The organism is Methylopila henanensis (assembly GCF_042681025.1).
Lineage (GTDB): Bacteria > Pseudomonadota > Alphaproteobacteria > Rhizobiales > Methylopilaceae > Methylopila > Methylopila henanensis.
In genome coordinates, this window is sequence record NZ_JBHUER010000010.1 from 543,868 (window position 1) to 567,292 (window position 23,425).

Sequence of the window (23,425 nt, forward strand, 5' to 3'; positions counted from 1 at the left end):
TGGCGAAAAAGGAAGGCGGACGATGGGCGCGAGCGGAGGCTGTCTGTGCGAGGGCGTGCGCTACCGGATCTCCGGCGCGCTGTCGCAGCCGATCGCGTGCCATTGCTCGCAATGCGCGCGCACGAGCGGCAGCCACGCGATGATGTCGGCGTGCCGGACCGCGGACCTCACGCTGCTCTCCGACGAGACGCTCGCCTGGCATCGGTCGTCAGAGAACGTGCGGCGCGGCTTCTGCCGGCGCTGCGGCGGCAATCTGTTCTGGCAGGCGGAACCGGGCGACGAGATCTACGTCACCGCCGGCACGCTCGACGCGCCGACCGGGCTGCGCCTCGGCGAGCACATCTATGTCGGCTCGAAGTCGGACTATTACGACATCGCCGACGGCCTGCCGCAGAAGCAGGAATGGTGAGAGCGCGCGCGTCGCGTCACTTCAGCGGCCGCAGCCCCGTAGGATTGCCGTTGCCGACCACGTTGTCGCCGTAGGAAAACACCTTGCCGCTGCCGAGCGTGACGATGTCCGACCCGCCCCCGCTCGAGACGAGGCTGCTCGAGCCCACGAACAGCGTTCCGTTGTTCTCCACCTGAACGGCCGCGGTCGAATTGCCGACGATCGCGCTGTTGCGCACCAGCGCGGAATTGGCGGCGCCCGATTTTCCCGCGATCCTGACGCCGAACCCGTTTCCGCTTGCGGAGAGCCCGTCGATGAAGACACGCGTCCCGCCGCCGCCCTCGACGCTGACCGCCGCGCCCGTAAAGCCGCGAATGATGCTGTTGCGGATGTGAAGCGTGCCCTGCCCGGTCATCCGGATTCCGGCCACCCCCGTGCCGCCGCCCTGGATGGTTAGGCCTTCGAGATACACATCGACGCCCGCCGCCACGTTGACGATGACGCCGGTCGTGCCGGAGGCGAGAATACCGCCGCGCTCGGTCGAGCTGATGATCGTCATAGGCTTGGTGATCGTCACCACTCCCAGAGCCATAGGGTCGAGCACGCTGACCTCGCCCCCGCTCGCCGTCTTGGCGACCGCCATGACGAGCGTCCTGCACGGCGCCGTACGGCTGCAGGGATTCACGTCGTCGCCGACGCCGGACACCCAGGTGCGCGTCGCCTGCGCCGACGCCGACGGCGCGAAGGCCAGACCTGCGACGACGATGGACGCGAAAGCGACGAATATGCGGAAAAGCATGAAATCAGCCCCCAAAGAATCCGGCGCGCGACGCCCGAGACCCGAGAGCTAATACCAACCAAAAAATACCACAAGCTGGAGCATGGATTTAGGGTCGCCCATGCTCGCCCGCGCAGAAGCGCGCCGCCTGCTCTGGGCGCGCCTTCAGGCGGTGGCGACGAGCGTTGGTTCGGCGACCTTCGCGCCGAGCGTGTCGATGTAGGCGCGCAGCCTCAGCCGCGCCTCGTCGGGGGTCTGCTGCACCGTCACGCCGGTCGCGATGTCGACCGTGCGGAAGATCAGGCTGTTGGTGGCCGCGTCGATCTCGACCCGCCGCTCCGGCGGCGTCGGGGCGGCGGATTCCGCCGCCGGCCGTTCGTCGTTCGCGCGCTCAGGCGGCCGCTCCGGCGTCGGCTGCGCCGCGACGACGCGGATCGGCTGCGAGGCGGGCGCGAACGAACCGATGCCCGTATCCATAGCGTCCTCCCTCGGACCGCTCGCGGGACCCTTCGCCCGCGATACGCAATCTGACGGAGACCGCGTTAAGGCGGCGTTAGGAGGTTGGGTTAACGGCGGATCATTTCGATCCCCCGAATCATTTCGTATTCGAGCGATCAGCTCGTGCGCGACAGCGCCATCGGCGCGGCCGCCGGCCGGCCATAGGCGCCGCCGCGGGCGTCGTAGGTCTTGGGCGCGGCGCGGCCGCCGATCTCCTCCGACACGCCGCGCAGCAGGCTTTCGGCCACGGAGCGCGCGGTGCCCAGCACGGCGAGGTTCTCGTCGAGCGCGGTCCGGAAGGCGGCGTGCATGCGCTCCATCTCATCGAGCTGCTCGCGCGGCTGGACGGCGATCGCATCGACCGCGCCCGACACCGCGCCGACGTCGAGCATGTAGCGGCTCGACAGCGCGCCCTTCTCGCCCTCGAGCGCGCGGGCGGCCTGGTAGGCGCCGGAGCGGACGAGGCGCGTCTCCTCGACCACCACGCCGGTCAGCCGCTCAACGGTGTCGGCGAGCCGCGACAGCAGCGCCGCCGCCTCCTCCACCGAGAGCTGCGGGCGGGGCGTGTGGACATGACGGCCGGCGTGCATGGCGTCAGCTTCCTTTCTGGAGAGAGAGCAGTTCGGAGCGGACGTGATCCGCGAGGCCGACGCCTCCGGCGGCCGCGACCGAACGGCCGTACTGGTCGGCGAGCATGGAGCGGTAGGCGTCGGTCCCGGGCCCGCCGCCGAGCGGGCCGTCGTCGCCGAGGCCGGAAAACATCGACTGCATCATCTGCGTCAGGAACACGGCCTCGAAATCCACCGCGGCGGCGTCGAGGCGGGAGGCCGCCTTCGCCTGCGGATGGGCGTCGTAAGTCTTCAGCGCGCCGATCGCGGCGGCGGTCTGCGGGGTCGCGGCCGCTTCCATCACATCACCTCGATCTCGGCCTGCAGCGCGCCCGCGGCCTTGATCGCCTGCAGGATCGCGATCAGGTCGCGCGGGCCGACGCCGATCGCGTTCAGGCCGTCCACGAGCTGGCGCAGGTTCACGCCCTCGCGCAGCACGGCGAGCCGGCGGTTCGCGTCGGTGTCGACCGAGACGCTGGTGCGCGGCACGACCGTCGTCTGGCCGTCGCTGAACGGCTCCGGCTGGCTGACGATCGGGTCCTCGGTGATGGTGACGGTGAGGTTGCCCTGCGCCACGGCGACGGTGGACACGCGCACGTCCTGACCCATCACGATGATGCCGGAGCGCTCGTCGATGACGATCTTGGCGATCTGGTCGGGCTCGACCCGGAGCTGCTCGATCTCGGTCAGGAGCTGGACGATGTTGCCCTGAAAATTCTTCGGGACCTGGATCGCGACCGTCGAAGGATCGAGCGGCTCGGCGACGCCGGAGCCGATGAAGTCGTTGATCCCGGCCGCGATGCGCCGCGCGGTGGTGAGGTCCGGGTTGCGCAGGGCGAGCCGGACCGTCGTGAGGTTCGCAAGCGAGAACGGGATCTCGCGCTCGATCAGGCCGCCGTTCGAGATGCGCCCCGTGGTCGGCACGCCGCGCACGATCTGCGCCGCCTCCCCCTGCGCGTTGAAGCCGATCACCGCGACCGACCCCTGCGCCACCGCGTAGACCTCGCCGTCGGCGCCCATCAGCGGCGTCACGATCAGCGTGCCGCCCTGCAGGCTGGTGGCGTCGCCGAGCGCGGAGACGGTGACGTCGAGCCGCGTGCCCTGCGTGCCGAAGGGCGGCAGGTTCGCCGTCACCATCACAGCCGCGACGTTCTTGGTGCGCAGCGTCGCGCCGCGGGTGTTGACGCCGAGCCGCTCCAGCATCGACTGCAGGCTCTGCTTGGTGAAGGGCGCGGCGTTCAGGCTGTCGCCGGTGCCGTTGAGGCCGACCACGAGGCCGTAGCCCACGAGCTGGTTCTCGCGCACGCCCTCGATGTCGGTCAGGTCCTTGATGCGCGAGGTCACGCCGCCGCGGGTCGGGCCGCCGTCGTCCTGGCCGGCGAAGGCGCGCTTGCGGGCGACGCTCTTGCGGATGTCGACGCGAACGCCGGACTCGTTGCGCGCGCTCGCGCCGGGAACCACCCCGATCGCCGGGTCCGCGGCCTGCGCGGGCGCCGCGGCGCCGAGCGCGACGGCGAGCGCCATCGCGAGGGCCGGGAGGCGAGACAGGGCGGGAAGGCGCATGGCGTGCGGTCCGGATACGCGGGAGACGAAGCTCGGGCTCCCCTCCCCTTGCGAAAGCCGTGCCGGAGCCCCCGCTCCAAGACTATCTCGGCGAAGCGGCGTCACCGAGCCTCGGCGCGTCGAAAGCGCGCCGGCAGAATTAACCCTGAGGCCGGCAAATTCTGCCGAGGGTTAACGCCGGGTTAACCATACCGCCGCCATGGTCTCCGGACGCCGGAGGTCCGGCTTTGCGGGGACGCCAGCCACATGCGGATCGAAGGTCCTGGACGCCTGACGCCCGGCGGCGCGGCCGCGTCGCGCGCGCCCGCCGCGGGTTCGGGCTTTCGACTGGGCGACGCGCCGACATCGAGTCCGGCCGCCCAGCCGGCCGCCGTGAGGCAGAGCCCCGGCATCGACGCGCTGCTCGCCTTGCAGGCGGTACAGGAGCCGACCGCCGAGCGCCGACGGCGCGAGCTGAAGCGCGGCCGCGGCCTGCTCGACAACCTCGACGAACTCAAGATCGCGACGCTCGAAGGCCGCGCCGGCTTGCCCGCCCTGACCGCGCTCGCGGAGCGTCTCGCGGCCCGGAGCGAACAGACCGGCGACCGCGGACTGGACGACGCGCTGGCCGCGATCGAACTCCGCGCCCGCGTCGAACTCGCCAAGCGTGGAGCCTGACGCCGCGCGTTTTCGGACCGGACCAGCGCACGGGATTTTATGTAACAAAAATTACGTACTGATATCAAAGGCTTCCCGAATAAATCCGCAATTGTGGAGATCGCCCGACGTGGCTATATTCCGGCCCGAACGGAACCAGCGAGCGGCGACGCCAAAGGCGGGACTATGAGCGTGGAGTTGGCGAGCGATTACCGGCCGTCCGAGGACGAGCCCTTCATGAACCAGCGGCAGCGCCGCTACTTTCGCGAAAAGCTGATCGCATGGAAGGACGAGCTCCTCCGCGACAGCCGCGAGACCCTCGAGCACCTTCAGGACGAGAACCAGAACCATCCCGACTTGGTCGACCGCGCGTCGTCCGAGACCGACCGCGCCATCGAGCTGCGGGCGCGCGACCGCCAGCGCAAGCTGATCGCCAAGATCGATGCTGCGCTGGAGCGCATCGAGGACGGCTCCTACGGCTATTGCGAGGAGACCGGCGAGCCGATCTCGCTGCGCCGGCTCGAAGCCCGGCCGATCGCGACCCTGTCGATCGAGGCGCAGGAGCGCCACGAGCGCCGCGAGAAGGTCTATCGCGACGACTGACCCCGCCGTTCAGATCAATGAGACGACGCGACGCCCCGGCCGACTAGACCGGGGCGTTTGTGTTTCAGGCCACAAGTATTTTGCAGCGCAACACACGTTCTTAGAGACCGCTAACAAAGCGAATTAATGCCGATTTTAAGCTATCAGGAGATGACAACTCAGTGACGTGGGCCATCTAATGGCTTCACGCGTTACACTGAGGGGCGCCACGGCTCGGGAAGCGCAGTATGCAGCATCTGGCCGCTAACGTTGTCGAAAGTCTCGCGATGCGCATCTTCGCACGCGACCATCCACGCCGCGCCTGGCGGGTGGGCGACGCCGCCGCGCCGCGCCACGATCACGAAGGCTTCGCCTCGCAGGAAGAGCGCGAACTCTACAAGGCCTTCGCCTGGAACCGCCTGCACGAAGGCCAGAAGGCGCTCGACCGCCGGCGCCGCTGAGGCGCCGGCCCGCCCTCAGCCTGCGATGCGGTCGAAATCCGCGACCGCACGGGTGGCGCGGCGCAGGCGCGCGAGCAGGCGAAGACGGTTCGCCCGCAGCGCCGGCTCCGGCGCGTTGACCATGATGCCGTCGAAGAAGGCGTCCACCTCCGGCCGGAGCTTCGCCAGCGCCGCGGTCGCGGCGGGGAAGTCCTCGGCCGCCAGCGCCGCGGCCGCCGCGGGCTCCGCCGCATCCAGCGCCGCCGACAGCGCGCCCTCGGTCGCCTCCGCGAACAGCGCCGGATCGGGCGCGTCCTCGAACGCGCCGGAACCGTCCTTCTTCTCCTCGGCCTTCAGAATGTTGGCCGCGCGGCGGTAGCCCGCCAGCAGGTTCCTGCCGTCGTCGGTCGAGAGCAGCGTCTCCAGCGCCTCGACCCGGCGCACGATCAGCACGAGGTCGTCGTGGGACGAACCGTCACCCGCCGCGAACACGGCATCGACGAGGTCGTGCCGCTTGCCCTGCTCGCGCAGCTGGACTTTCAGACGGTCAGCAAAAAATGAGCCGAGGTCGTCCATCAACGGCATGACAGTTTGCCACTCGACTGCAGTGAACCGGCTCACATAGGCGTCGGCAATTTTCTCAGCGACCCCTGCGTCTACTGGGGGTGTTCTCTGCACTGATTCTGCTCGATCCATAAGCTCATACAGATGAATATAGTTATCATCGCCGCCTTTTGACGCTTCCAATTCGGCGAGATGCTCTGTTGCCACTTCATGCGATTCTAAGAATTCTTTCACGAGCTTTGCTCGCAAAACATCGGCTTCCTTGGAGATAGCGAGATCGCGCTGCGCATAAATTAGGTCGCGCAACCCTAGCCGCAGCCCGTTCTCCAGAATGATCCGCACCACGCCGAGCGCCGCGCGGCGGAGGGCGTAGGGGTCCTTGCTGCCGGTGGGCTTCTCGTCGATGGCCCAGAAGCCGACGAGGGTGTCGATCTTGTCAGCGAGCGCCACCGCGATCGAGACCGGGGCTACGGGCAAGCGGTCCGACGGGCCCTGCGGCTTGTAGTGCTCCTCCAGCGCGGCGGCGATCTCGGGATCAAGCCCCTCGGCGGCGGCGTAGTAGCGGCCCATCAGGCCTTGAAGCTCGGGGAACTCGCCGACCATCTCGGTGACGAGGTCGGCTTTGGCGAGCCGGGCGGCGGTCTCGGCCTTCGCCGGATCGGCCCCGATCAGCGGCGCGAGTTCCTTCGCCAGCCGCGCGATGCGCTCCACCCGCTCGTGCTGGGTGCCGAGCTTGGCGTGGAAGGTGATGCTTTTCAGCTTCTCCAGCCGAGCCTCAAGAGGCGTCTTCTTGTCCGTCTCCCAGAAGAAGCGGGCGTCGGAGAGGCGGGCGCGGACCACGCGCTCGTTGCCGTGGACGATGGCCTTGCCGCCGTCGGTGGCGTCGAGATTGGCGACCAGGATGAAGCGGTTGGTCAGCCGGCCGGTCGCCGGGTCCTTCAGCACGAAGCATTTCTGGTTGGCGCGGATGGTGGCGCGGATCACCTCGTCCGGCACATCGAGGAACTCGGCCTCGAACTGCCCCATGAGCACCACCGGCCACTCCACGAGGCCCGCGACCTCCTCCACCAGCGCCTCGTCCTCGACCAGCTCCAGGTTCTGGGCGTTGGCGAGGGTGCGGGCGTCGGCGCGGATGATGTCCCGCCGGCGTTCAGCGTCGAGCACCACGCGGGCCTTTTCGAGGCTCGTGACGTAGTCGTCGAAGCGCTTCACGCGGATCTCGCCCGGCGCGTGCACCCGGTGGCCGCGGGTTACGTCGCCGGAGACGATCCCGTCGATCTCGAAGCGGACGATCTCGGGCTCATCCTGCGGGGTCCCGAAGGTCGCGACGATCGAATGCAGCGGCCGCACCCAGCGGAGGGTCCCGGCTCCCCAACGCATGGACTTCGGCCAGGGGAAGGCGCGCACGATGGCGGGCACGATCTCGGCGATCACCTCGGTCGTGGCGGCGCCGTGCTTGTGGATGCGGGCGACGTAGAAGTCGCCCTTGGGGTCCGCCTGCACCGTCGCCTGATCGATCGAGGTCAGACCCGCCGCCTTGAGGAAGCCCTCCAGCGCCTTTTCCGGCGCGCCGACGCGAGGGCCCTTGCGCTCCTCGTGCCGGTCCGGCTGGCGGGCGGGGAGGCCGCCGACCACCAGCGTCAGCCGGCGCGGCGTCACGAAGGCCTTGGCGCCTTCGTAGGTCAGGCCGCGCTCGACCAGCGCGTTGGTCACCAGCGCCTTCAGGTCGTCGGCGGCGCGGCCCTGCATGCGCGCGGGGATTTCTTCGCAGAACAGCTCAAGCAGAAGATCGGGCATGGAGAGGCGCTCTTGGCCCGCGGGGGACGAGGCGCGGGCGACAGGTCGGAGGTTCGGGGCCGTCGATAGTCGAAAGCGGACGGCGACGCCAGACCGCGGCTTGGGGCGGGCTAAGTCCGGGCTCAGCCCGGCAGCCGGTCGGGGCCGGGGCCGAGCCGCTTGCCGCTCATGCGTTCGAGCTGGATCAGCAGCGCGGAATGGTCATAGGCCGCGCCGCCGTCGTCTCTCAGCGCTACGAACAGGTCGCGCACGGCCGAGAGCAGCGGCAGCGTCACGCCGCCGTCGGAGGCCGCGGCGAGCGCGGTGTCGAGGTCCTTCACGTGCACCCTCACCTGCCCGCCGGGCAGGAAGTCGCGCTCGATCATGCGCTGTCCGTGCTCGGCCAGGATGCGGCTCTCCGCGAAGCCGCCGCGGATCGCCTCACGCACCGCGGCCGGGTCCGCCCCGCCGCTCGCGGCGAGCAGCAGCGCCTCGGAGACCGCGCCGATGGTGATGCCGACGATCGCCTGGTTGGCGAGCTTGGCGAGCTGACCCGAACCGCTCGGACCGACCCTCAGCGCGCGGCCGAGCGGAGCGAACACGGGCGCGAGCTCCGCGATCGTCTCCTCGGCGCCGCCCGCCATGATGGCGAGCGTCCCTTCGGCCGCGCCGCGCGTGCCGCCCGAGACCGGCGCGTCCACATGGCGGAGCCCGAGCACGGAGAGCCTGAGCGCATGCTCGCGCGCGGTCGGCGGCGGGATCGAGCTCATGTCGAGCACGACCGCGCCCGGCGTCATCGCCGCGGCGGCCCCGGCGGCGCCGAACAGCACCTCGCCGACGATCGGCCCGTTCTCCAGCATGGTGATCACGACGTCGGCGCCCCGGACCGCGTCGGCCGCCGCGTCGGCTACCGCGGCGCCGTCGGCGGCGAGCGGCTCGGCTTTCGACCGGGTCCGGTTCCAGACCGTGACGGCGAAGCCCGCGCCCAGCAGGCGGCGCGTCATCGGCGCTCCCATCAGGCCGGTTCCGAGCAGGGCGATCCGTGGGGCGGTCATGACGTCGTCCTCCGCAGCTTTTGTCCGGCGTTATGCGGGGCGGGGGCGTAGCCGCGCAAGCGCCGCCTGCGGCGGACCGTCGCCGGGGGCGGGGTTTTCATCGACGGCCGCTGCGGCGAGAGTGCCCGCCCCCGCCACGTCGAACGGTGACCGCCTCCATGACAGCCTCCGTCCTCCGCCTGGCCGCGGCCGCATGTCTCGCCGCCGCGTTCGCCTCGTCCGCCACGGCCGCGCCCGAGGAGCGGAACGGACGCGTGGAGGAGCTGCTGTCGCAGATGACGCTGGAGGAGAAGGCGGGGCAGCTCAACTTCGTGTCGATCGTACCGGTGCTGGAGCCGGCCTACGAGGACGTGACCCGCCGCATCGCGGAGGGGTCGGTCGGCGGCCTGTTCAACGTCTACGGCGCGGAACAAACCCGCACGCTGCAGGAGATCGCGGTCACCAGGACGCGGCTGAAGATCCCGATGATCCTCGCCATGGACGTGATCCACGGCTACCGCACCGTGTTCCCCACCCCGCTCGCCCAGGCCGCGAGCTGGGACCTCGCCGCGATCGAGACCGCGGAGCGGGTGGCGACGGTGGAGTCGACCGCCGCCGGCGTGAACATGATCTTCACCCCCATGCTCGACGTCAGCCGCGATCCGCGCTGGGGCCGCGTGGTCGAGGGCGCGGGCGAAAGCCCGTGGCTCGCCGCCCGCATCGGCGAGGCGCGGGTGCGCGGCATCCAGGGCGCCGACCTGAAGAAGCCGGACAACGCCGCCTCCTGCGTCAAGCATTTCGGCGCCAACGGCGCGGTCGAGGGCGGGCGCGACTACTCCGCCCTGGATCTTTCCCCCCGCGCGCTGAAGGCGACCTACCTGCCGCCGTTCGAGGCGGCGTCACGGGCCGGGGTGCGCTGCTTCATGGGCGCCTTCAACGCCACCGACGGGCGCCCCACCATCACCAACCGCCATCTGCTGACCGACGTGCTGCGCGGCGAATGGGGCTTCACCGGCGTCGTGACCAGCGACTTCCAGGCCATCAAGGAGCTGCCCGACCACGGCACCGCGGCCGATCTGGCGGATTCCGCGCGCCAGGCGCTGACGGCCGGCGCCGACCTCGACATGGAATCCCGCGCCTATGTGAAGGAGATCCCGGAGCTCGTGCGCACGGGCCGGCTCGACGTCGCGGTGGTGGACGAGGCCGTGCGGCGGGTGCTGCGGCTGAAGGAGGATCTCGGCCTGTTCGAGGACCCCTATCGCGGCGCGACGCCCGACCGCGAGAAGCGCGAGATCTTCACCGACGCCCAGAAAGCGGCGGCGCAGGACATGGCGGAGAAGTCCTTCGTCCTGCTCAAGAACGACGGCGTGCTGCCGTTCGGCCCGGACGTCAAGCGCGTGGCGCTGATCGGCCCGCTCGGCGACTCCGCCGCCGACACGCTCGGCCCCTGGGCCGCCCGCGGCGAACCCAACGAGACCGAGACGCTGAAGCAGGGCCTTGAGCGCCGGCTGGGCGAAGGCGGCGAGGTGCTCGCCACCCATGGCGGCGCAGTGGAGGACTCCACCGACGAGGAGATCGCCGCGGCGGTCGAGACCGCGCGCCGGTCGCAGGCGGTGGTGCTGGCGGTGGGCGAGCGCTTCAACCAGTCCGGCGAGAGCGCCGCCCGCTCCGAGCTCGGCCTGCCCGGCCATCAGGAGAAGCTGGTGCGCGCCGTGCTCGCCGCCGGCAAGCCGACCGTGGTGGTGGTGTTCGCCGGCCGTCCGCTGGCGCTGAGCTCTCTCGCGGAGCGCGCGCCCGCCATCCTCTACGCCTGGCAGCCGGGCACCATGGGCGGCCCCGCACTCGCCCGCCTGCTGATGGGCGACGTGGAGCCGAAGGGGCGCCTGCCCATGACCTTCCCGCGCTCGGTCGGCCAGATCCCGATCCATCACGAGGCGCTGCCCACGGGGCGGCCGGCGGAGACGCCGATCAAGCCCTTCACCACGGGCTACGGCGACTCGACCTACGCCGCGCTCTACCCGTTCGGCTACGGCCTGACCTACACCTCCTTCACCTTCGGGCCGCCGAAGCTCGACCGCGAGCGGCTGGCCAAGGGCGAAAGCGCGACCGTCTCGGTCGCGGTGCGCAACCATGGCCGCCGCGACGGCGAGGCGGTGGTGCAGCTCTATCTCCGGCCGAAGGTCGCCGAGGTGTCCCAGCCCATGCGCGCGCTGCGGGGCTTCGCCCGCGTGGCGCTGAAGGCCGGCGAGACGAAGACGGTGGAGCTGACGGTGGCGGAGAAGGACTTCGGCTACTGGAAGAGCGAGACCGATTTCGGCGCGACGGCCGGCCCGATCGATGTCATGACCGGCCCCGACGCCGCCAACGTCCAGACCACGACGCTGACCTACGCGCCGTAAGGTCCGTCCGGAGGCGGCGATCAGCGGGTTCCATCATGCCCGCGAAGACAAGCATGCCCTCTTGTCCCGGCCTTGAGCCGGGCCCCAGAACCTCACGGTTCTTAAACGCGACGCGACGGGCCAGCCGCGTTGGTCTTCACACGGCGGCGCGTCTGGGTCCCGGCTCAAGGCCGGGACAAGGAGCAGGCTCACTCATCCGACGCCTCGCGATCCTCGGCGTCCAGCCGATCGAACACGGCCAGCATGAGCGCCGCGAGATCGCCGGGCGTCTCATCCACGCGATAGGCGCGGCGCACGTCTTGAGGTGAGACCGCCATACGTCTCCGCCAAATCTGCGGCCTTAGGTAGCAACTGCCAAAGGGCCGTAAGCCAATGGCGTACTTTCCCGTTGACGGCAGTGGGCCATTGGCTTACTAGAGGGAGTCGGCGTCCCGACGATTGCTCATTTGCTCAAGTCGGGGCTTAAGCGCGATCGACCCGGAGAGACACGTCATGGGGCCGCAGTTCGAGGTCATTCAGTTTTGCTCGGAAGGCTACGCGATCGAGTTTCTTCTGACTCGTTCTTTCCGCAGGGAGGCCGCCGACGTCTTCACCGCCGAAGAACGCACCGGGTTTATGAATTACATCGCGGCCAATCCAGATGCGGCTCCAAAGATTCCGGGGACGTCGGGGATTCGCAAAATGCGGTGGAAGGCGAAGGGCTTTGGAAAGAGTGGAGGCGCGCGGATTATCTACTATTTCCGCGATCTCAACATGCCGCTGTTGCTGCTGGCTGTGTACCCCAAGAACCATGTGGTGCGGCTAAGCGCGGCGCGGATGAAAGAAATCGGTCGAAAGGTCGACGCGATCGTCAGGGACTACGCGCTGGCGAACGCGAATACGAACCGAAAATCCGGTCGAAGAGCGTAGTGTTTCAGGTGGAGAACTAACATGAGCGATCTGATCAACGACGACGGCCAGAGCATCATCGATGGCCTTGACGATGTGATCGCTTTTAACAACGGCGACCAGAACGCGGCCCGCCTTATCCCATGGCAGGCGCCGACCAGCGTCGATGTGAGGGCGATCCGCAACAAGCTTGGTATGTCGCAGAAAGAATTTGCTGCGCGCTTCGGCCTGAAGCTCGCGTCGCTTCGGAACTGGGAACAGGACAAGCGCGTGCCCGAGACCGCGACGCGCGTGCTGCTGACGATCATCGATCGCGAGCCTGATGCCGTGAAGAAGGCTCTTGCGATCGGCTGAAACAATGAGGGCGACCCCATAGGGCCGCCCTCATATCTTGGGCTGAGAGCTGGAAGCTCGCACACCGGGTTTGCACTGGTAGTGTAGGGGTTCGATCCCCCTTCAGTCCAGCCTTTTCTATTGGCTAGCCAAGCACATGGCTAAGAGACTGAGGCGACGCGCCCTTTTCGGAGAACGAGAAGCCCTTGCCTTCCAGAACCGCGCGAATGGCCGCGAGGTTGTTCGTCACCGGCGTCCGCGTCCCTTTCTCGAAGTCGCGAAGGGTCGACAGGCCGACGCTTGCGGCCTTCGCCAATTCCTCTTGCGACATGCCTATCCACGCGCGAGCGGCGCGGCACTGTTCCGGTGACATGCCCTATGAGTAGCGACCATAAGTTTTATCGTCAAGAGCAACGAATTTCGTTGACGTTGGCGGAAATGATGATTATTGCTGAGGTCAACGAAAATCGTTGGCTTAGTGATGGCTCAGCACTTCCTCCTCTCCGCCAAGGCGCGCACCCTCTCCCTTCGCTCGATCTACGCGGGCGGCGAGGATAAGGCCTATGAGACGTTCAAGGCGATCCGCTGGGGCGCCACGAACGGCGAGCCGGTGTGCTCGCGCTGCGGCTGCTGCGACAGCTACGACATCGCCAAGCGCCGGCAGTTTCAGTGCAAGGCCTGCGGCTACCGCTACAGCGTCACCAGCGGCACGATCTTCGCCAGCCGCAAGATGGCCTTCGTCGACCTTCTCGCCGCGATCTGCATCTTCACCAACGCCGTTAAGGGCATCAGCTCGCTTCAGATGGGCCGCGATCTCGACTGCCAGCAAAAGACGGCCTTCGTGCTCTGCCACAAGCTGCGCGAGGCGATGGCGGCTGAGGTCGAGGGCGAAACCCTGGACGACGTTGTCGAGATCGACGGCGCGTACTTCGGCGGTCACGTCCGGCCGGCGAACCTCAAGGAAGATCGGGTCGACCGTCGCCGTGCCGAGAACCAGTCAGGCGCGCGCCGCGTGGTCGTGGTGCTTCGTCAGCGCGGGGGCCGTACTCTCCCCTTCGTCGCCAAGACCGAGGGCGAAGGCGTCGCTATCGCCCGCCGCGTCGTCGCTCCGACCGCCACAATGCAGGCCGACGAAGCCGCCCATTGGGATGCGCTCCACGCCTCGTGGAAGACGTTCCGCATCAACCATTCGCAGGCCTACAGCTTTGACGGCGCGTGCACCAATCAGGCTGAAAGCTACTTCTCACGCCTCCGTCGCATGGTGACCGGGCAGCACCACGGCGTGTCCCCGAAGCACCTCAGCCAGTACGCCCATGAGGCGGCTTGGAAGGAAGATCACCGGCGTGGCGACAATGGAGCGCTGGCGTTCCGCTCGCTCGGGCTTGGCCTCGCTCATGGCGTCAGCCGCGAGTGGGCGGGGTACTGGCAGCGTTAATGTACCTCAACCGTCTTATTCCTGCTCGCAGCAAATGTTGCCAGAACGAATCCGCCAGTTCCGCCCCCCCATGAGGGCGCGCTTTGGTCAGACAGCGTATCTAGCTGACTTCTAAAACCACGAAGCTGCGCCTCATATCCTTCAATGAGCTTGTCTTGCTCTTCAAACAATTTCGTTTGAGTGTCGATGATATTTTTCAGGGCCTGAATGTACTCTTTCATTTTTGCCCCGCCAGACATCGGGGCTGGAATTTCTAAATTCTGCGAGCGAGCTTCATCAATCCACTCAAGTATTGCCTCATGAGCGCTGGCAATGGCTTCGATTTCGGTTTCGCCGTCAGCCATGCATCCGCGCAAATCCGGGACAGTAGCCATGAAACCGCCGCCATCCTCCTCGGTGAGAGGAGTAACGACAATGGGATAAGACAGGTCGCTCATCTCTTGCCATCCGTTCCCTGATGCACCGCTTCAGTTCTACCGGTCCCCAGAGCCGCTGCCGCGCTTTGGAGTTTCGATGCTTCATCCGCCTCAAGATGGGCCATCGCAAGCGCCGTAAGCTTCCTGATGTATGGCGGCTTGATGGGCTTATGAGCCGGAATTGTTAATATCCCCGAAAGATGTTTACTGCGCACTTTGATATGGCTTCCACGGGTCGGCGGATTGCAACTTAACCCAATCTGATTGCAAAGCTTTTCGACATCTCGCACCTGCCAATCCCCCTTGGGATTCGCGCGCATATCGGCAAGTTCTCTGCATTCGATCTGGATAGGAGGCGTTTGGCGTTTTCTAGATGCCAAATCGGGATCGTTTTCCGCCACCACACCGGCTCCTTCGCCTCTCCGCCTCTGTCGCTAATTTAAATATGAACCAGTGTCTAGAACTCAACCGCCACACCTTCGTCCGTTCGTGCGCGAACAGACCAAGTGATGCCCTCTGAAGCTGAATTTTCCCTGCGGATGTCAAAGCCTGCGCTTATCCCACGAAGGGCCTTTCCGACCCTTTTCACCACGTCGCTCAACAACCGTCTGTCGGCCGCATCGCGCCCTTCTAGCGCTAGCACGGCCTTCGCAATCTCCCGGGTCGTCATCGGCTTTGGCGCCTCTCTGAGCGTGTCGAGGATTGCACGCGACAGGTCCCCCGGCCCAAATAGCACATCCCGCTTCTGGCGCGGCATGGCGGCGTCCAGATCGCCCACGTAGCCGAGAGAGCCAAGCACCCGGTCAAGCGCTTGAACGTCGTTCTTAATCTCCGCTAGGCGGTCGCGGATGCGTTCGGCCTCGCCGAACAGGTCGGCGCGCTTCGTTAGAAGCCCGTTGATCGTGTGCTCGAACGTGTCGGTTCGGGAGCGGCGGATGGTGCCGGCCATCAATCGACCTCCGGGAACATGTTGGGATGCCGACGCATGTACCGCTTCTGCTGCGGATAAGCCGTGCAAAACCGCCATCCATTCGCGACGACGACCATTACCGGGACGCCCGTGCTTGGCACCCTGACGGCGTACACCCTGCCTCCACGCAGCGTAGTGCGGACATACGACGCTTGCTTCTTTCGGATGGCCCTCCGCATCCCGGAATAGTCGCCGGGCCCGAGGACGACGCCCCAGCGCTCCAGCAGCCTCCGGTGAAAATGGAACTGGCTTTCTTCGATGAAGACGCCATTCCAGCGAGGATCAAGGTCGCTGCTCATGATCAACGATTTTAGTTGACCTTGGCGGGAACACCAGACATATTGTTTTGGCAGTTGCTACCTAAGGCCGCAAATCTGCACGAAGAATGGCGGCGCTCCTGACGGAGCGCCGCGGGACCATCGTCACTCGGCGGCCGCGACGTGCTTGCGGCCGCGTGCGACGCGTTCCTTCTTCAGCTCCTCGGCCACGAGGAACGCCGCCTCGATCGCCTGCTCGGCGTTGAGGCGCGGGTCGCAGTGGGTGTGGTAGCGGTCGTGCAGGTCCGCGTCCGAGATCGCGCGGGCGCCGCCCGTGCATTCGGTCACGTTCTTGCCGGTCATCTCCACATGGATGCCGCCGGCGTAGGACCCCTCGGCGCGGTGGACGTCGAAGAACGCCTTCACCTCGGCGAGGATGCGCTCGAACGGCCGGGTCTTGTAGCCGGACGCCGCCTTGATGGTGTTGCCGTGCATCGGGTCGCACGACCACACCACGTTACGGCCGCCGGTCTTGGTGGCGCGCACCAGCGCCGGCAGATGCGCGTCGACCTTGTCGGCGCCGAAGCGCGCGATCAGCGTGAGCCGGCCCGGCTCGTTGTCCGGATCGAGCGCCTCGATCAGCCGCATCAGCTCGTCCGGCTTCAGCGACGGGCCGCACTTCAGCCCGATCGGGTTCTTGATGCCGCGGAAGTACTCCACATGCGCATGGTCGAGCTGGCGCGTGCGGTCGCCGATCCAGATCATGTGGCCCGAGGTCGCGTACCAGTCGCCGGTGGTCGAGTCGACGCGGGTCAGCGCCTGCTCGTAGCCGAGCAGCAGCGCCTCGTGGCTGGTGAAGAAGTCGGTCGTGCGCAGCTCCGTGTGCGTTTCCGGGTCGACCCCGCAGGCGCGCATGAAGTCGAGCGCCTCCGCGATCCGGTCGGCCACCTCCTGGTAGCGGCCGGACTGCGGGCTCTCCTTGACGAAGCCGAGCATCCACTGGTGCACGAAGTCGAGATTGGCGTAGCCGCCGGTCGCGAAGGCGCGCAGCAGGTTCAGCGTCGCCGCCGACTGGCGGTACGCCTCGAGCTGGCGGCGCGGGTCCGGGATGCGGGCCTCGGGCGTCGCGTCGGTGCCGTTGACGATGTCGCCGCGGTAGATCGGCAGCTCGACGCCGTCCACGACCTCGGTCGGCGACGAGCGCGGCTTGGCGAACTGGCCGGCGATGCGGCCGACCTTCACCACCGGCGAGGCGGCGGCGTAGGTCATCACCACCGCCATCTGCAGCAGCACGCGGAAGAAGTCGCGGATGTTGTCGGCGGAATGCTCGGCGAAGGCCTCGGCGCAGTCCCCGCCCTGCAGCAGGAACGCCTCGCCCTTGGCGACCTTGGCGAGCTGGCGCTTCAGCTTGCGCGCCTCGCCCGCGAACACGAGCGGCGGAAACGACGCAAGCTGAGCCTCGACGGCCGACAGCGCGGCCGCGTCCGGATAGACCGGGGCCTGCAGGATCGGCTTTTCGCGCCAGCTTGACGGGCTCCAACGCTCGGACATCTCGGTTCTCCAAAAGCTCGCCGGGCGGCGCCGGCGCGGACGGTCGCGGCCGTCCACGCGTCATATGGCCGCTCGTGGCGCGCGCTTCTAGCACCTGCGCGCCGCGCGCGCCAACCCGCGGGAGCCGCGGACCGGCTCAGCCTTCCGGAGGGAGCGGCTCGAAGCTGTCGCGCAGCGGACGGCGCGGCATGGCGGCGAGCGCCGCGATGGCGACCGCGGTCGAGGCCGCCGCGATCAGGAACGCGATCCGGAAGGCGTCCGGGCTGATCGCCACCCGCGGGCCCGCGTCGCCGCCCTCGGCGCCGAGCCCCGCGCCCAGCACCACCGCCCCGAGCACCGCGACGCCGGCCGCGGAGCCGAGCGAGCGCATGAAGGCGAGCAGCGCGGTCGCAGCCCCCAGGTCGTGGCGCGCGACCGCGTTCTGCACGCTGACGGTGGTGGTCGGGAAGATCGTGCCGACGCCGAAGCCGTAGACGAAAAACAACGCCTCGGTGAGCCAGAACGAGCGCGCCTCGGTCGTCGCCGCGAGCACCGCGAGCGTCCCCAAGGCGACCGTGAGGCCGGCGAGCGCCGGGGTCTTGTACCGGTCGGAGCGCACCAGCACGCGGGCCGCGGTCAGCGCGCCGCCGACGGCGCCGAGCGCGAGCGGCGTCAGGCCGAGCGCGGCGAGGTCCGGCCGGAGCCCGTGCATGGACTCGAAGTAGACCGGCGCCAGCGTCGAGAGGCCGAGATGGCCGCCGACCGCGAAGAACAGCGAGGCCGTCGCGCGGGCGATGACGCGGTCCTTCAGCACGTGGAGCGGGATCAGCGGCTCGGCGAAAGTCCACAGCCGGCGCACGAACAGCGCGCCCGCCACCGCGGCCGACGCCGCGAGCCCGAGCACCAGCGGCGAGGTCCAGTCGCCGCTGACGCGCCCGAAGGACAGCGCCAGCATGGCGAGCGACGTCGCGCCGACCACGAGCATGGCGCCCGGCACGTCCAGCCTGTGCGACTTCGGCTGGAACGTCAGATCGCGCAGCGGCGCGTGCATGATCGCGAGCGCCAGCACGCCTATCGGCAGGTTGACCCAGAAGATCATCGACCAGTGCAGGTGCTCGGCCATCACGCCGCCGACGATCGGCCCCGCGATGCCCGACACCGCCCACATGCCCGAGATGTAGGCCGCGTAGTTGCCGCGCTGCTTCGGCGGCACGATGTCGCCGATGACGGTCTGCGCGAGCGCGATCAGGCCGCCGCCGCCGACGCCCTGCAGCGCGCGGCCGGCGACCAGCACGCCGAGATTCGGCGCGAGCGCGCACACGATCGACCCGACCAGGAAGATCGCGACCGCCGCGACGATCACCGGATAGCGGCCGTGGATGTCGGCGAGCTTGCCGTAGAGCGGCGTCACCGCCGTCGCGGTCACGAGATAGGCCGAGATCACCCAGGACAGGTACTCGGCGTGGCCGAGCGACTGGCCGATGGTGGTCATCGCCGGCGCGACGATGGTCTGGTCGAGCGCCGCGAGCAGCATCGCGGCCAGCACGCCGACGATGATCTGGCGCCGACGGACGTCGTCGATGACCCGGGACGGACGCGCGTCCATCAGCGGGGCCGACAGAGCGCGGCGGCTCCCGCCGCTTCACCTCTCCCCGCCGGAGAGAGGTCGATCGGCGAAGCCGGGCGGGTGGAGGGGATCGCAAACCGGAAAGGGGTAAGCCCCCTCGCCCGGCCCTCCGGGCCGACCTCTCCCCGCCGGGGAGAGGTGAAGGAGAGCGACGCGCCGCCTCGGCGAACGCTCACGACGGCGACCACTTCGTCCTGAGCGTGACGAGCTCTTCCGCGGCGGTCGGGTGCAGAGCCACGGTGGCGTCGAACTGCGCCTTGGTGGCCCCCATCTTCACGGCGACGGCCGCGAGCTGGATCATCTCCGCCGCGGCCTCGCCGACGATGTGCACGCCGAGCACGCGGTCGGTCGCGGCGTCGACGACGATCTTCATCAGCACCTTCTCGTCCCGGCCGGAGAGCGTCGCCTTCATCGGCCGGAAGCGGGCCTTGTAGATGTCGACCTCCCCGCCCCGCTCGCGCGCCTCGGCCTCGGTGAGGCCCACCACGCCCACCTCGGGCGTCGCGAACACGGCGGTGGGAATGTCGGCGTAGTCCACGAGCGTCGGCGCGTTTCCGAACACCGTGTCGGCGAAGGCGTGGCCCTCGCGGATCGCGACCGGCGTCAGGTTCACGCGGTTGGTGACGTCGCCCACGGCGTAGATCGAGGGCACGTTGGTGCGGGCGGTCACGTCCACCATGACCGCGCCGGCGTGGTCGCGCATCACATGGGTGGCGTCGAGGCCGAGATTGTCGACCAGAGGGCCGCGCCCGATCGCGAGCATCACCTGCTCCGCCTCGATCGCGCGGCCGGCGTTCGTGAGCACGCGGCGGACGTTTCCGACCGCCTCGATCCCGACGATCTCGTCCTCGAGGACAAGCTCCACGCCGCGCCTGGCGAGGCCTGCGGCGACCTCGTCGCGCACGTCCTCGTCGAAGCCGCGCAGCAGCTTCGCGCCGCGGTGGATCAGCGTCACGCAGGACCCGAGCCCGGCGAACACGCCGGCGAACTCGATCGCGATGTAGCCGCCGCCGACGATGACGATGCTCGCCGGAAGCGCGGGCAGGTCGAACGCCTCGTTCGAGGAGATCGCGAGCTCCGCGCCGGGGAAGACGCCCTTCGCGGGCGCGCCGCCGGTGGCGATCAGGATCGTCCCCGCCGTCACGGTCGAGCCGTCTGCGAGCGCGACCGCGTTCGGACCCGCGATGGTGGCGCGCTGGCGGTGGATCGCGACGCCGGCCTTGACGAGATTCGCCTCGTAGATCGCGGACAGGCGCGCGATCTCGCGGTCCTTCGCCGCGATCAGCGCCGGCCAGGAGAAGGTCGGCTCCGGCACGGTCCAGCCGAAGCCGGCGGCGTCCTCGAACTCGTCGGCGAAGCGGCTGGCGTAGACCAGCAGCTTCTTCGGCACGCAGCCCCGGATCACGCAGGTCCCGCCGATGCGGTACTCCTCCGCGATCGCAACCTTGGCTCCGTGCTGGGATGCGATCCGCGCCGCGCGCACGCCGCCGGAGCCCGCGCCAATCACGAAGAGGTCGACGTCGTAATCCGACATGGGTGTTCCTTCCGCCGTTCCGCGCACGAAAGCCGCAATAGGCTCATCGGCGGGGACTGAGCAAGGTGGGAAGCGGCGGACGATCGACAACATCGGCCTCGACATCCCTGCCCGGCGGTTGCAATTGTCGCACCCGCTGGCTTGCTTGTGATCCGTCGAGGCGCGCCGACAGAAGCGCGCTCGAACGCCGATTGGAGACGCTTTCCATGCCCCTCGCCTTCCGTCGACGCGTCGCGGCGGCCGCGGCGCTTGTCGCCGCCCTCTCGCCGGGTCCAGCGTTCGCCGCCGACATCAAGATCATCGCGCCGGCCTCGCCCGGGGGCGGCTGGGACCAGACCGCGCGGACCATCCAGCAGGCGCTCCAGGAGGAGAAACTGGCGGGTTCGGTCCAGGTCGAGAACGTCACCGGCGCCGGCGGCACGATCGGCCTGGCGCAGTTCGCCAACCGCGCAAAGGGCGACCCGCACCAGCTCATCGTCGGCGGCTACGTCATGGTCGGGGCGATCATCATGAACGACGCCCCGGTGACGCTCGACGCCGTCACGCCTCTCGCCCGCCTCACCGGCGAGTACGAGGCGATCGTGGTGGCGGAGAATTCCTCCATCCGGACCATGGCGGACGTGGTCGCGAAGCTGAAGGCCGATCCGGGCTCCGTCTCCTGGGGCGGCGGTTCGGCCGGCGGGGCCGACCACATCGCGGCAGGGCTGATCGCCAAGGCGGTCGGCGTCGACCCCACGAAGGTCAACTACATCCCGTTCTCCGGCGGCGGCGAGTCGCTCGCGGCGGTGCTCGGCGGACAGACGACGGTCGGCGTCTCGGGCTACGGCGAGTTCGAAGCCCAGGTGAAGGCCGGCAAGCTGCGCGTGCTCGCAATCTCGGCGCCGGAGCGCGTTCCCGAGATCGACGCGCCGACGCTGAAAGAGAGCGGCGTGGACGTGGAGGTCCAGAACTGGCGCATGGTCGCCGGCGCTCCCGATCTCACGCCGGAGGGCAAGGCCGAGATCCTGAAGACCATTGAGGCCATGGCGAAATCGAAGACCTGGACCGACGCGCTCAAGACCAAGGGCTGGACCGACACCTACCTGGCCGGCGACGCCTTCGCGGCGGAGCTCAAGGAGGACATCCAGAAGACCCACGTCATCCTGCGCGACATAGGGCTGGCGGAATGAGCGCGGCCGGCGGGAAATCCGGCCGCACGGCCGGCGCGGTCATCGTCGCTCTGGCGCTGATCGCGGTCGCCGGCGTCGTCGCCGCGGACGCGGTGCGGTTGAGCGCGGCGCGCACCTTCGGCCCCGGCATAGGCCCTTCCGCCTTTCCCTGGGCGATCGCGGTCGGCCTCGCCGCTCTCGGTCTCGCGAACCTCGTCGTCGCGCTTCGGGGTCGGGCGCCGGCGGGCGAGCCCGTCGAGATCGGCCCGGCGCTCTGGGTCGTCGGCGGACTGGCGGGCCAGATCGCGCTGCTGCCCTTCGCGGGCTTCTCGATCGCGACCGGAGTGCTGTTCGGGCTGACGGCGCGCGGCTTCGGCCGCGGCCCGCTCTGGCTCACCATCCCGATCGGCGCCGTCCTGGCCTTCGCGCTGTATGTGCTCTTCACCAAGGCCCTGGCGCTGACGCTGCCGGCCGGCCCGCTCGAAAAGCTCGTCTGAAGGACCGGCCGGATGGACGCTTTCGCCTCGCTCGCCGGCGGCCTCGCCGTCGCCCTCGAGCCGCACAACCTGCTGTTCTGCCTGATCGGCGTCACGCTCGGCACGGCGGTCGGCGTGCTGCCCGGCATCGGCCCCGCGCTCACCGTCGCGCTGCTGCTGCCGGTGACCTACAAGCTCGACCCGGCCGGCTCGCTGATCATGTTCGCCGGCATCTACTACGGCGGCATGTATGGCGGCTCGACCTCGTCGATTCTGCTCAACACTCCGGGCGAAAGCTCCTCGATCGTCACCGCGCTCGAAGGCAACCGGATGGCCCGCGCCGGGCGGGGCGGCCCGGCGCTCGCGACCGCGGCCATCGGCTCCTTCGTCGCCGGCGCGATCGCCACGTTCGGCCTCGCGCTGCTCGCGCCCTACGTCGTCAGCGTGGCGCTCGCCTTCTGGCCCGCGGACTATTTCTCGCTGATGGTGCTGGCCTTCGCGACCGTGTCCGCCGCCTTCGGCGACTCGGCGCTGCGCGGCGTCACAAGCCTGTTCCTCGGTCTCGCGCTCGGCCTTGTCGGCATCGACCTGATGTCGGGCCAGGCGCGGCTCGACTTCGGCGTGCCGGACCTGCTCGACGGCGTCGAGGTGACGACGGCGGCCGTCGCGTTGTTCGCGATCGGCGAGACGCTGTTCGTGGTCTCGCGCAAGGGGGCAGCCGACGAGACCATCGAGCCGATCAAGGGTTCGCTCTGGATGACGCGCGAGGACTGGTCGCGCTCGTGGAAGCCGTGGCTGCGCGGCACGGCCTTCGGCTTTCCGATCGGCGCGCTGCCGGCCGGCGGCGCCGAGATCCCGACCTTCCTGAGCTACGCGACCGAGCGACGGCTGACCAAGCATCCGGAGGAGTTCGGCAAGGGCGCGATCGAGGGCGTCGCGGGCCCTGAGGCCGCGAACAACGCCTCCGCCGCCGGCACGCTGGTGCCGCTGCTGACCCTCGGGCTGCCGACCTCGGCCACCGCCGCGATCATGCTCGCCGGCTTCCAGCAGTACGGGCTCAATCCCGGCCCGCTGCTGTTCGGCTCCAAGCCCGATCTGGTCTGGGGCCTGATCGCGAGCCTGTTCGTGGCGAACGCGCTGCTGCTGGTGCTCAACCTGCCGCTGATCGGCCTGTGGGTGAAACTGCTGGCGATCCCGCGGCCGTGGCTCTACGGCGGCATCCTGGTGTTCGCGACGCTCGGGACGCTCGGCGCCAACCCGTCGCTGTTCGAGCTCGCGGCCCTGCTCGCGCTCGGGCTGCTCGGCTTCGGCCTGCGCGTGTTCGGCTACCCGATCGCGCCGGTGGTGATCGGCCTCATCCTCGGCCCGATGGCGGAGGTTCAGCTCCGGCGGGCGCTCGCCATCAGCCAGAACGACTGGACGGTGCTCGTGACCTCGCCGATCTCGGCCGCGCTGCTCACGATCGCGGCTCTGGCGGTGATCCTGCCGATCGTGTTCAAAACGCGCGAGAAGGGCATCACCTTCGGCGAGGACGACTGAGGGGCG

The 23,425-nt window shown here is 68.7% G+C and carries 28 protein-coding genes; 12 read left to right on the forward strand and 16 right to left on the reverse strand.

Annotated elements, in window-relative coordinates; translation table 11 throughout:
• The first annotated feature begins 22 nt into the window (after positions 1-22).
• Positions 23-409, forward strand: a complete 387-nt coding sequence (locus ACFSCV_RS15690) for a GFA family protein (protein WP_378800506.1) — start codon at positions 23-25, stop codon at positions 407-409.
• Positions 410-425: 16 nt separating this feature from the next.
• Here ACFSCV_RS15690 and ACFSCV_RS15695 read toward each other — a convergent pair whose 3' ends face one another.
• Positions 426-1,031 (reverse strand): right-handed parallel beta-helix repeat-containing protein, encoded by a 606-nt coding sequence (locus ACFSCV_RS15695; RefSeq protein ID WP_378800507.1) that lies wholly within the window; start codon positions 1,029-1,031, stop codon positions 426-428.
• Here ACFSCV_RS15695 and ACFSCV_RS15700 point away from each other — a divergent pair.
• Positions 1,030-1,239 carry a hypothetical protein gene (locus tag ACFSCV_RS15700; RefSeq protein ID WP_378800508.1) on the forward strand — a complete coding sequence of 70 codons (210 nt, stop codon included), beginning with the start codon at positions 1,030-1,032 and terminating at the stop codon, positions 1,237-1,239. The genes ACFSCV_RS15695 and ACFSCV_RS15700 overlap by 2 nt on opposite strands.
• Before the next feature lie 92 nt (positions 1,240-1,331).
• Here the strand turns inward: ACFSCV_RS15700 and ACFSCV_RS15705 are convergent, their stop codons facing one another.
• The 4 genes from ACFSCV_RS15705 to ACFSCV_RS15720 form a co-directional block, all read right to left on the reverse strand.
• Complete coding sequence (locus ACFSCV_RS15705) at positions 1,332-1,643, reverse strand: hypothetical protein (RefSeq protein ID WP_378800509.1); 312 nt, start codon at positions 1,641-1,643, stop codon at positions 1,332-1,334.
• Between the two features lie 137 nt (positions 1,644-1,780).
• The gene (locus tag ACFSCV_RS15710; RefSeq protein ID WP_378800510.1) at positions 1,781-2,254 is read right to left on the reverse strand and encodes a hypothetical protein; all 474 of its coding nucleotides are present in this window, start codon (positions 2,252-2,254) and stop codon (positions 1,781-1,783) included.
• Between the two features lie 4 nt (positions 2,255-2,258).
• Complete coding sequence (locus tag ACFSCV_RS15715; protein WP_378800511.1) at positions 2,259-2,573, reverse strand: rod-binding protein; 315 nt, start codon at positions 2,571-2,573, stop codon at positions 2,259-2,261.
• Complete coding sequence (locus tag ACFSCV_RS15720) at positions 2,573-3,835, reverse strand: flagellar basal body P-ring protein FlgI (RefSeq protein ID WP_378800512.1); 1,263 nt, start codon at positions 3,833-3,835, stop codon at positions 2,573-2,575. Before ACFSCV_RS15720 ends, ACFSCV_RS15715 begins: the two co-directional genes overlap by 1 nt.
• A 246-nt stretch (positions 3,836-4,081) precedes the next feature.
• Between ACFSCV_RS15720 and ACFSCV_RS15725 the strand changes: the two genes are divergently transcribed.
• The 3 genes from ACFSCV_RS15725 to ACFSCV_RS15735 all read left to right on the forward strand — a co-directional run bounded on the left by ACFSCV_RS15725 (position 4,082) and on the right by ACFSCV_RS15735 (position 5,514).
• Complete coding sequence (locus ACFSCV_RS15725) at positions 4,082-4,492, forward strand: flagellar assembly protein FliX (RefSeq protein ID WP_378800513.1); 411 nt, start codon at positions 4,082-4,084, stop codon at positions 4,490-4,492.
• 165 nt (positions 4,493-4,657) lie between these two features.
• Positions 4,658-5,074 (forward strand): RNA polymerase-binding protein DksA, encoded by a 417-nt coding sequence (gene dksA / locus ACFSCV_RS15730; protein WP_378800514.1) that lies wholly within the window; start codon positions 4,658-4,660, stop codon positions 5,072-5,074.
• Between the two features lie 266 nt (positions 5,075-5,340).
• A complete protein-coding gene (locus ACFSCV_RS15735) occupies positions 5,341-5,514 on the forward strand; it encodes a hypothetical protein (RefSeq protein WP_378800515.1) in 174 nt (57 codons plus the stop codon).
• A 15-nt stretch (positions 5,515-5,529) separates the two neighbouring features.
• Here ACFSCV_RS15735 and glyS read toward each other — a convergent pair whose 3' ends face one another.
• Together glyS and ACFSCV_RS15745 are read right to left on the reverse strand one after the other, a co-directional pair.
• Positions 5,530-7,854: a glycine--tRNA ligase subunit beta gene (gene glyS / locus ACFSCV_RS15740; protein WP_378800516.1), complete on the reverse strand. Its 2,325-nt coding sequence runs from the start codon at positions 7,852-7,854 to the stop codon at positions 5,530-5,532.
• A gap of 122 nt (positions 7,855-7,976) precedes the next feature.
• On the reverse strand, positions 7,977-8,888 hold the full coding sequence (locus ACFSCV_RS15745) for an NAD(P)-dependent oxidoreductase (protein WP_378800517.1): 912 nt from the start codon (positions 8,886-8,888) through the stop codon (positions 7,977-7,979).
• Positions 8,889-9,046: 158 nt separating this feature from the next.
• Here ACFSCV_RS15745 and bglX point away from each other — a divergent pair, with 158 nt between their 5' ends.
• Positions 9,047-11,266: a beta-glucosidase BglX gene (bglX, locus tag ACFSCV_RS15750; RefSeq protein ID WP_378800518.1), complete on the forward strand. Its 2,220-nt coding sequence runs from the start codon at positions 9,047-9,049 to the stop codon at positions 11,264-11,266.
• Between the two features lie 188 nt (positions 11,267-11,454).
• Here the strand turns inward: bglX and ACFSCV_RS15755 are convergent, their stop codons facing one another.
• The gene (locus tag ACFSCV_RS15755; RefSeq protein ID WP_378800519.1) at positions 11,455-11,583 is read right to left on the reverse strand and encodes a hypothetical protein; all 129 of its coding nucleotides are present in this window, start codon (positions 11,581-11,583) and stop codon (positions 11,455-11,457) included.
• Between the two features lie 175 nt (positions 11,584-11,758).
• Between ACFSCV_RS15755 and ACFSCV_RS15760 the strand changes: the two genes are divergently transcribed.
• Together ACFSCV_RS15760 and ACFSCV_RS15765 are read left to right on the forward strand one after the other, a co-directional pair.
• On the forward strand, positions 11,759-12,175 hold the full coding sequence (locus ACFSCV_RS15760; RefSeq protein ID WP_378800520.1) for an addiction module toxin RelE: 417 nt from the start codon (positions 11,759-11,761) through the stop codon (positions 12,173-12,175).
• A gap of 21 nt (positions 12,176-12,196) precedes the next feature.
• On the forward strand, positions 12,197-12,508 hold the full coding sequence (locus tag ACFSCV_RS15765; protein ID WP_378800521.1) for a helix-turn-helix domain-containing protein: 312 nt from the start codon (positions 12,197-12,199) through the stop codon (positions 12,506-12,508).
• Positions 12,509-12,632: 124 nt separating this feature from the next.
• Here ACFSCV_RS15765 and ACFSCV_RS15770 read toward each other — a convergent pair whose 3' ends face one another.
• A complete protein-coding gene (locus ACFSCV_RS15770; RefSeq protein ID WP_378800522.1) occupies positions 12,633-12,860 on the reverse strand; it encodes a helix-turn-helix domain-containing protein in 228 nt (75 codons plus the stop codon).
• A gap of 108 nt (positions 12,861-12,968) precedes the next feature.
• On the opposite strand from ACFSCV_RS15770, the gene ACFSCV_RS15775 reads away from it, so the two are divergent.
• Positions 12,969-13,922: an IS1595 family transposase gene (locus ACFSCV_RS15775; protein ID WP_378800755.1), complete on the forward strand. Its 954-nt coding sequence runs from the start codon at positions 12,969-12,971 to the stop codon at positions 13,920-13,922.
• Here the strand turns inward: ACFSCV_RS15775 and ACFSCV_RS15780 are convergent.
• From ACFSCV_RS15780 to gor, 7 genes are all read right to left on the reverse strand, one after another.
• Positions 13,919-14,359: a type II toxin-antitoxin system HicB family antitoxin gene (locus ACFSCV_RS15780; protein ID WP_378800523.1), complete on the reverse strand. Its 441-nt coding sequence runs from the start codon at positions 14,357-14,359 to the stop codon at positions 13,919-13,921. The two genes, ACFSCV_RS15775 and ACFSCV_RS15780, sit on opposite strands and share 4 nt — an antisense overlap.
• Positions 14,356-14,739, reverse strand: coding sequence for a hypothetical protein (locus ACFSCV_RS15785; protein ID WP_378800524.1), 384 nt, complete (start codon positions 14,737-14,739; stop codon positions 14,356-14,358). Before ACFSCV_RS15785 ends, ACFSCV_RS15780 begins: the two co-directional genes overlap by 4 nt.
• A gap of 56 nt (positions 14,740-14,795) precedes the next feature.
• On the reverse strand, positions 14,796-15,287 hold the full coding sequence (locus tag ACFSCV_RS15790) for a hypothetical protein (RefSeq protein WP_378800525.1): 492 nt from the start codon (positions 15,285-15,287) through the stop codon (positions 14,796-14,798).
• The gene (locus tag ACFSCV_RS15795) at positions 15,287-15,607 is read right to left on the reverse strand and encodes a hypothetical protein (protein ID WP_378800526.1); all 321 of its coding nucleotides are present in this window, start codon (positions 15,605-15,607) and stop codon (positions 15,287-15,289) included. The genes ACFSCV_RS15790 and ACFSCV_RS15795 overlap by 1 nt, the downstream gene beginning before the upstream one ends.
• A 123-nt stretch (positions 15,608-15,730) precedes the next feature.
• A complete protein-coding gene (locus ACFSCV_RS15800; RefSeq protein WP_378800527.1) occupies positions 15,731-17,116 on the reverse strand; it encodes a class II 3-deoxy-7-phosphoheptulonate synthase in 1,386 nt (461 codons plus the stop codon).
• A gap of 136 nt (positions 17,117-17,252) precedes the next feature.
• Positions 17,253-18,701: an MDR family MFS transporter gene (locus tag ACFSCV_RS15805; protein ID WP_378800528.1), complete on the reverse strand. Its 1,449-nt coding sequence runs from the start codon at positions 18,699-18,701 to the stop codon at positions 17,253-17,255.
• 193 nt (positions 18,702-18,894) lie between these two features.
• Positions 18,895-20,256, reverse strand: a complete 1,362-nt coding sequence (gene gor, locus ACFSCV_RS15810) for a glutathione-disulfide reductase (protein WP_378800529.1) — start codon at positions 20,254-20,256, stop codon at positions 18,895-18,897.
• A gap of 206 nt (positions 20,257-20,462) precedes the next feature.
• Between gor and ACFSCV_RS15815 the strand changes: the two genes are divergently transcribed.
• From ACFSCV_RS15815 to ACFSCV_RS15825, 3 genes are read left to right on the forward strand one after another with little or no spacing between them, the layout of a single operon-like run.
• Positions 20,463-21,425 (forward strand): Bug family tripartite tricarboxylate transporter substrate binding protein, encoded by a 963-nt coding sequence (locus ACFSCV_RS15815; RefSeq protein WP_378800530.1) that lies wholly within the window; start codon positions 20,463-20,465, stop codon positions 21,423-21,425.
• Positions 21,422-21,901, forward strand: a complete 480-nt coding sequence (locus tag ACFSCV_RS15820) for a tripartite tricarboxylate transporter TctB family protein (protein WP_378800531.1) — start codon at positions 21,422-21,424, stop codon at positions 21,899-21,901. Before ACFSCV_RS15815 ends, ACFSCV_RS15820 begins: the two co-directional genes overlap by 4 nt.
• A gap of 12 nt (positions 21,902-21,913) precedes the next feature.
• A complete protein-coding gene (locus ACFSCV_RS15825; RefSeq protein ID WP_378800532.1) occupies positions 21,914-23,419 on the forward strand; it encodes a tripartite tricarboxylate transporter permease in 1,506 nt (501 codons plus the stop codon).
• Positions 23,420-23,425: the final 6 nt, after the last annotated feature.

Coding starts and splice junctions, on each gene's coding strand:
- ACFSCV_RS15690 (WP_378800506.1), top strand. CDS start 23: ATGGGCGCGAGCGGAGGCTGTCTGTGCGAGGGCGTGCGCTACCGGATC.
- ACFSCV_RS15700 (WP_378800508.1), top strand. CDS start 1,030: ATGACGAGCGTCCTGCACGGCGCCGTACGGCTGCAGGGATTCACGTCG.
- ACFSCV_RS15695 (WP_378800507.1), bottom strand. CDS start 1,031: ATGGCGGTCGCCAAGACGGCGAGCGGGGGCGAGGTCAGCGTGCTCGAC.
- ACFSCV_RS15705 (WP_378800509.1), bottom strand. CDS start 1,643: ATGGATACGGGCATCGGTTCGTTCGCGCCCGCCTCGCAGCCGATCCGC.
- ACFSCV_RS15710 (WP_378800510.1), bottom strand. CDS start 2,254: ATGCACGCCGGCCGTCATGTCCACACGCCCCGCCCGCAGCTCTCGGTG.
- ACFSCV_RS15715 (WP_378800511.1), bottom strand. CDS start 2,573: ATGGAAGCGGCCGCGACCCCGCAGACCGCCGCCGCGATCGGCGCGCTG.
- ACFSCV_RS15720 (WP_378800512.1), bottom strand. CDS start 3,835: ATGCGCCTTCCCGCCCTGTCTCGCCTCCCGGCCCTCGCGATGGCGCTC.
- ACFSCV_RS15725 (WP_378800513.1), top strand. CDS start 4,082: ATGCGGATCGAAGGTCCTGGACGCCTGACGCCCGGCGGCGCGGCCGCG.
- dksA (WP_378800514.1), top strand. CDS start 4,658: ATGAGCGTGGAGTTGGCGAGCGATTACCGGCCGTCCGAGGACGAGCCC.
- ACFSCV_RS15735 (WP_378800515.1), top strand. CDS start 5,341: ATGCGCATCTTCGCACGCGACCATCCACGCCGCGCCTGGCGGGTGGGC.
- glyS (WP_378800516.1), bottom strand. CDS start 7,854: ATGCCCGATCTTCTGCTTGAGCTGTTCTGCGAAGAAATCCCCGCGCGC.
- ACFSCV_RS15745 (WP_378800517.1), bottom strand. CDS start 8,888: ATGACCGCCCCACGGATCGCCCTGCTCGGAACCGGCCTGATGGGAGCG.
- bglX (WP_378800518.1), top strand. CDS start 9,047: ATGACAGCCTCCGTCCTCCGCCTGGCCGCGGCCGCATGTCTCGCCGCC.
- ACFSCV_RS15755 (WP_378800519.1), bottom strand. CDS start 11,583: ATGGCGGTCTCACCTCAAGACGTGCGCCGCGCCTATCGCGTGGATGAG.
- ACFSCV_RS15760 (WP_378800520.1), top strand. CDS start 11,759: ATGGGGCCGCAGTTCGAGGTCATTCAGTTTTGCTCGGAAGGCTACGCG.
- ACFSCV_RS15765 (WP_378800521.1), top strand. CDS start 12,197: ATGAGCGATCTGATCAACGACGACGGCCAGAGCATCATCGATGGCCTT.
- ACFSCV_RS15770 (WP_378800522.1), bottom strand. CDS start 12,860: ATGTCACCGGAACAGTGCCGCGCCGCTCGCGCGTGGATAGGCATGTCG.
- ACFSCV_RS15775 (WP_378800755.1), top strand. CDS start 12,969: ATGGCTCAGCACTTCCTCCTCTCCGCCAAGGCGCGCACCCTCTCCCTT.
- ACFSCV_RS15780 (WP_378800523.1), bottom strand. CDS start 14,359: ATGAGCGACCTGTCTTATCCCATTGTCGTTACTCCTCTCACCGAGGAG.
- ACFSCV_RS15790 (WP_378800525.1), bottom strand. CDS start 15,287: ATGGCCGGCACCATCCGCCGCTCCCGAACCGACACGTTCGAGCACACG.
- ACFSCV_RS15795 (WP_378800526.1), bottom strand. CDS start 15,607: ATGAGCAGCGACCTTGATCCTCGCTGGAATGGCGTCTTCATCGAAGAA.
- ACFSCV_RS15800 (WP_378800527.1), bottom strand. CDS start 17,116: ATGTCCGAGCGTTGGAGCCCGTCAAGCTGGCGCGAAAAGCCGATCCTG.
- ACFSCV_RS15805 (WP_378800528.1), bottom strand. CDS start 18,701: ATGGACGCGCGTCCGTCCCGGGTCATCGACGACGTCCGTCGGCGCCAG.
- gor (WP_378800529.1), bottom strand. CDS start 20,256: ATGTCGGATTACGACGTCGACCTCTTCGTGATTGGCGCGGGCTCCGGC.
- ACFSCV_RS15815 (WP_378800530.1), top strand. CDS start 20,463: ATGCCCCTCGCCTTCCGTCGACGCGTCGCGGCGGCCGCGGCGCTTGTC.
- ACFSCV_RS15820 (WP_378800531.1), top strand. CDS start 21,422: ATGAGCGCGGCCGGCGGGAAATCCGGCCGCACGGCCGGCGCGGTCATC.
- ACFSCV_RS15825 (WP_378800532.1), top strand. CDS start 21,914: ATGGACGCTTTCGCCTCGCTCGCCGGCGGCCTCGCCGTCGCCCTCGAG.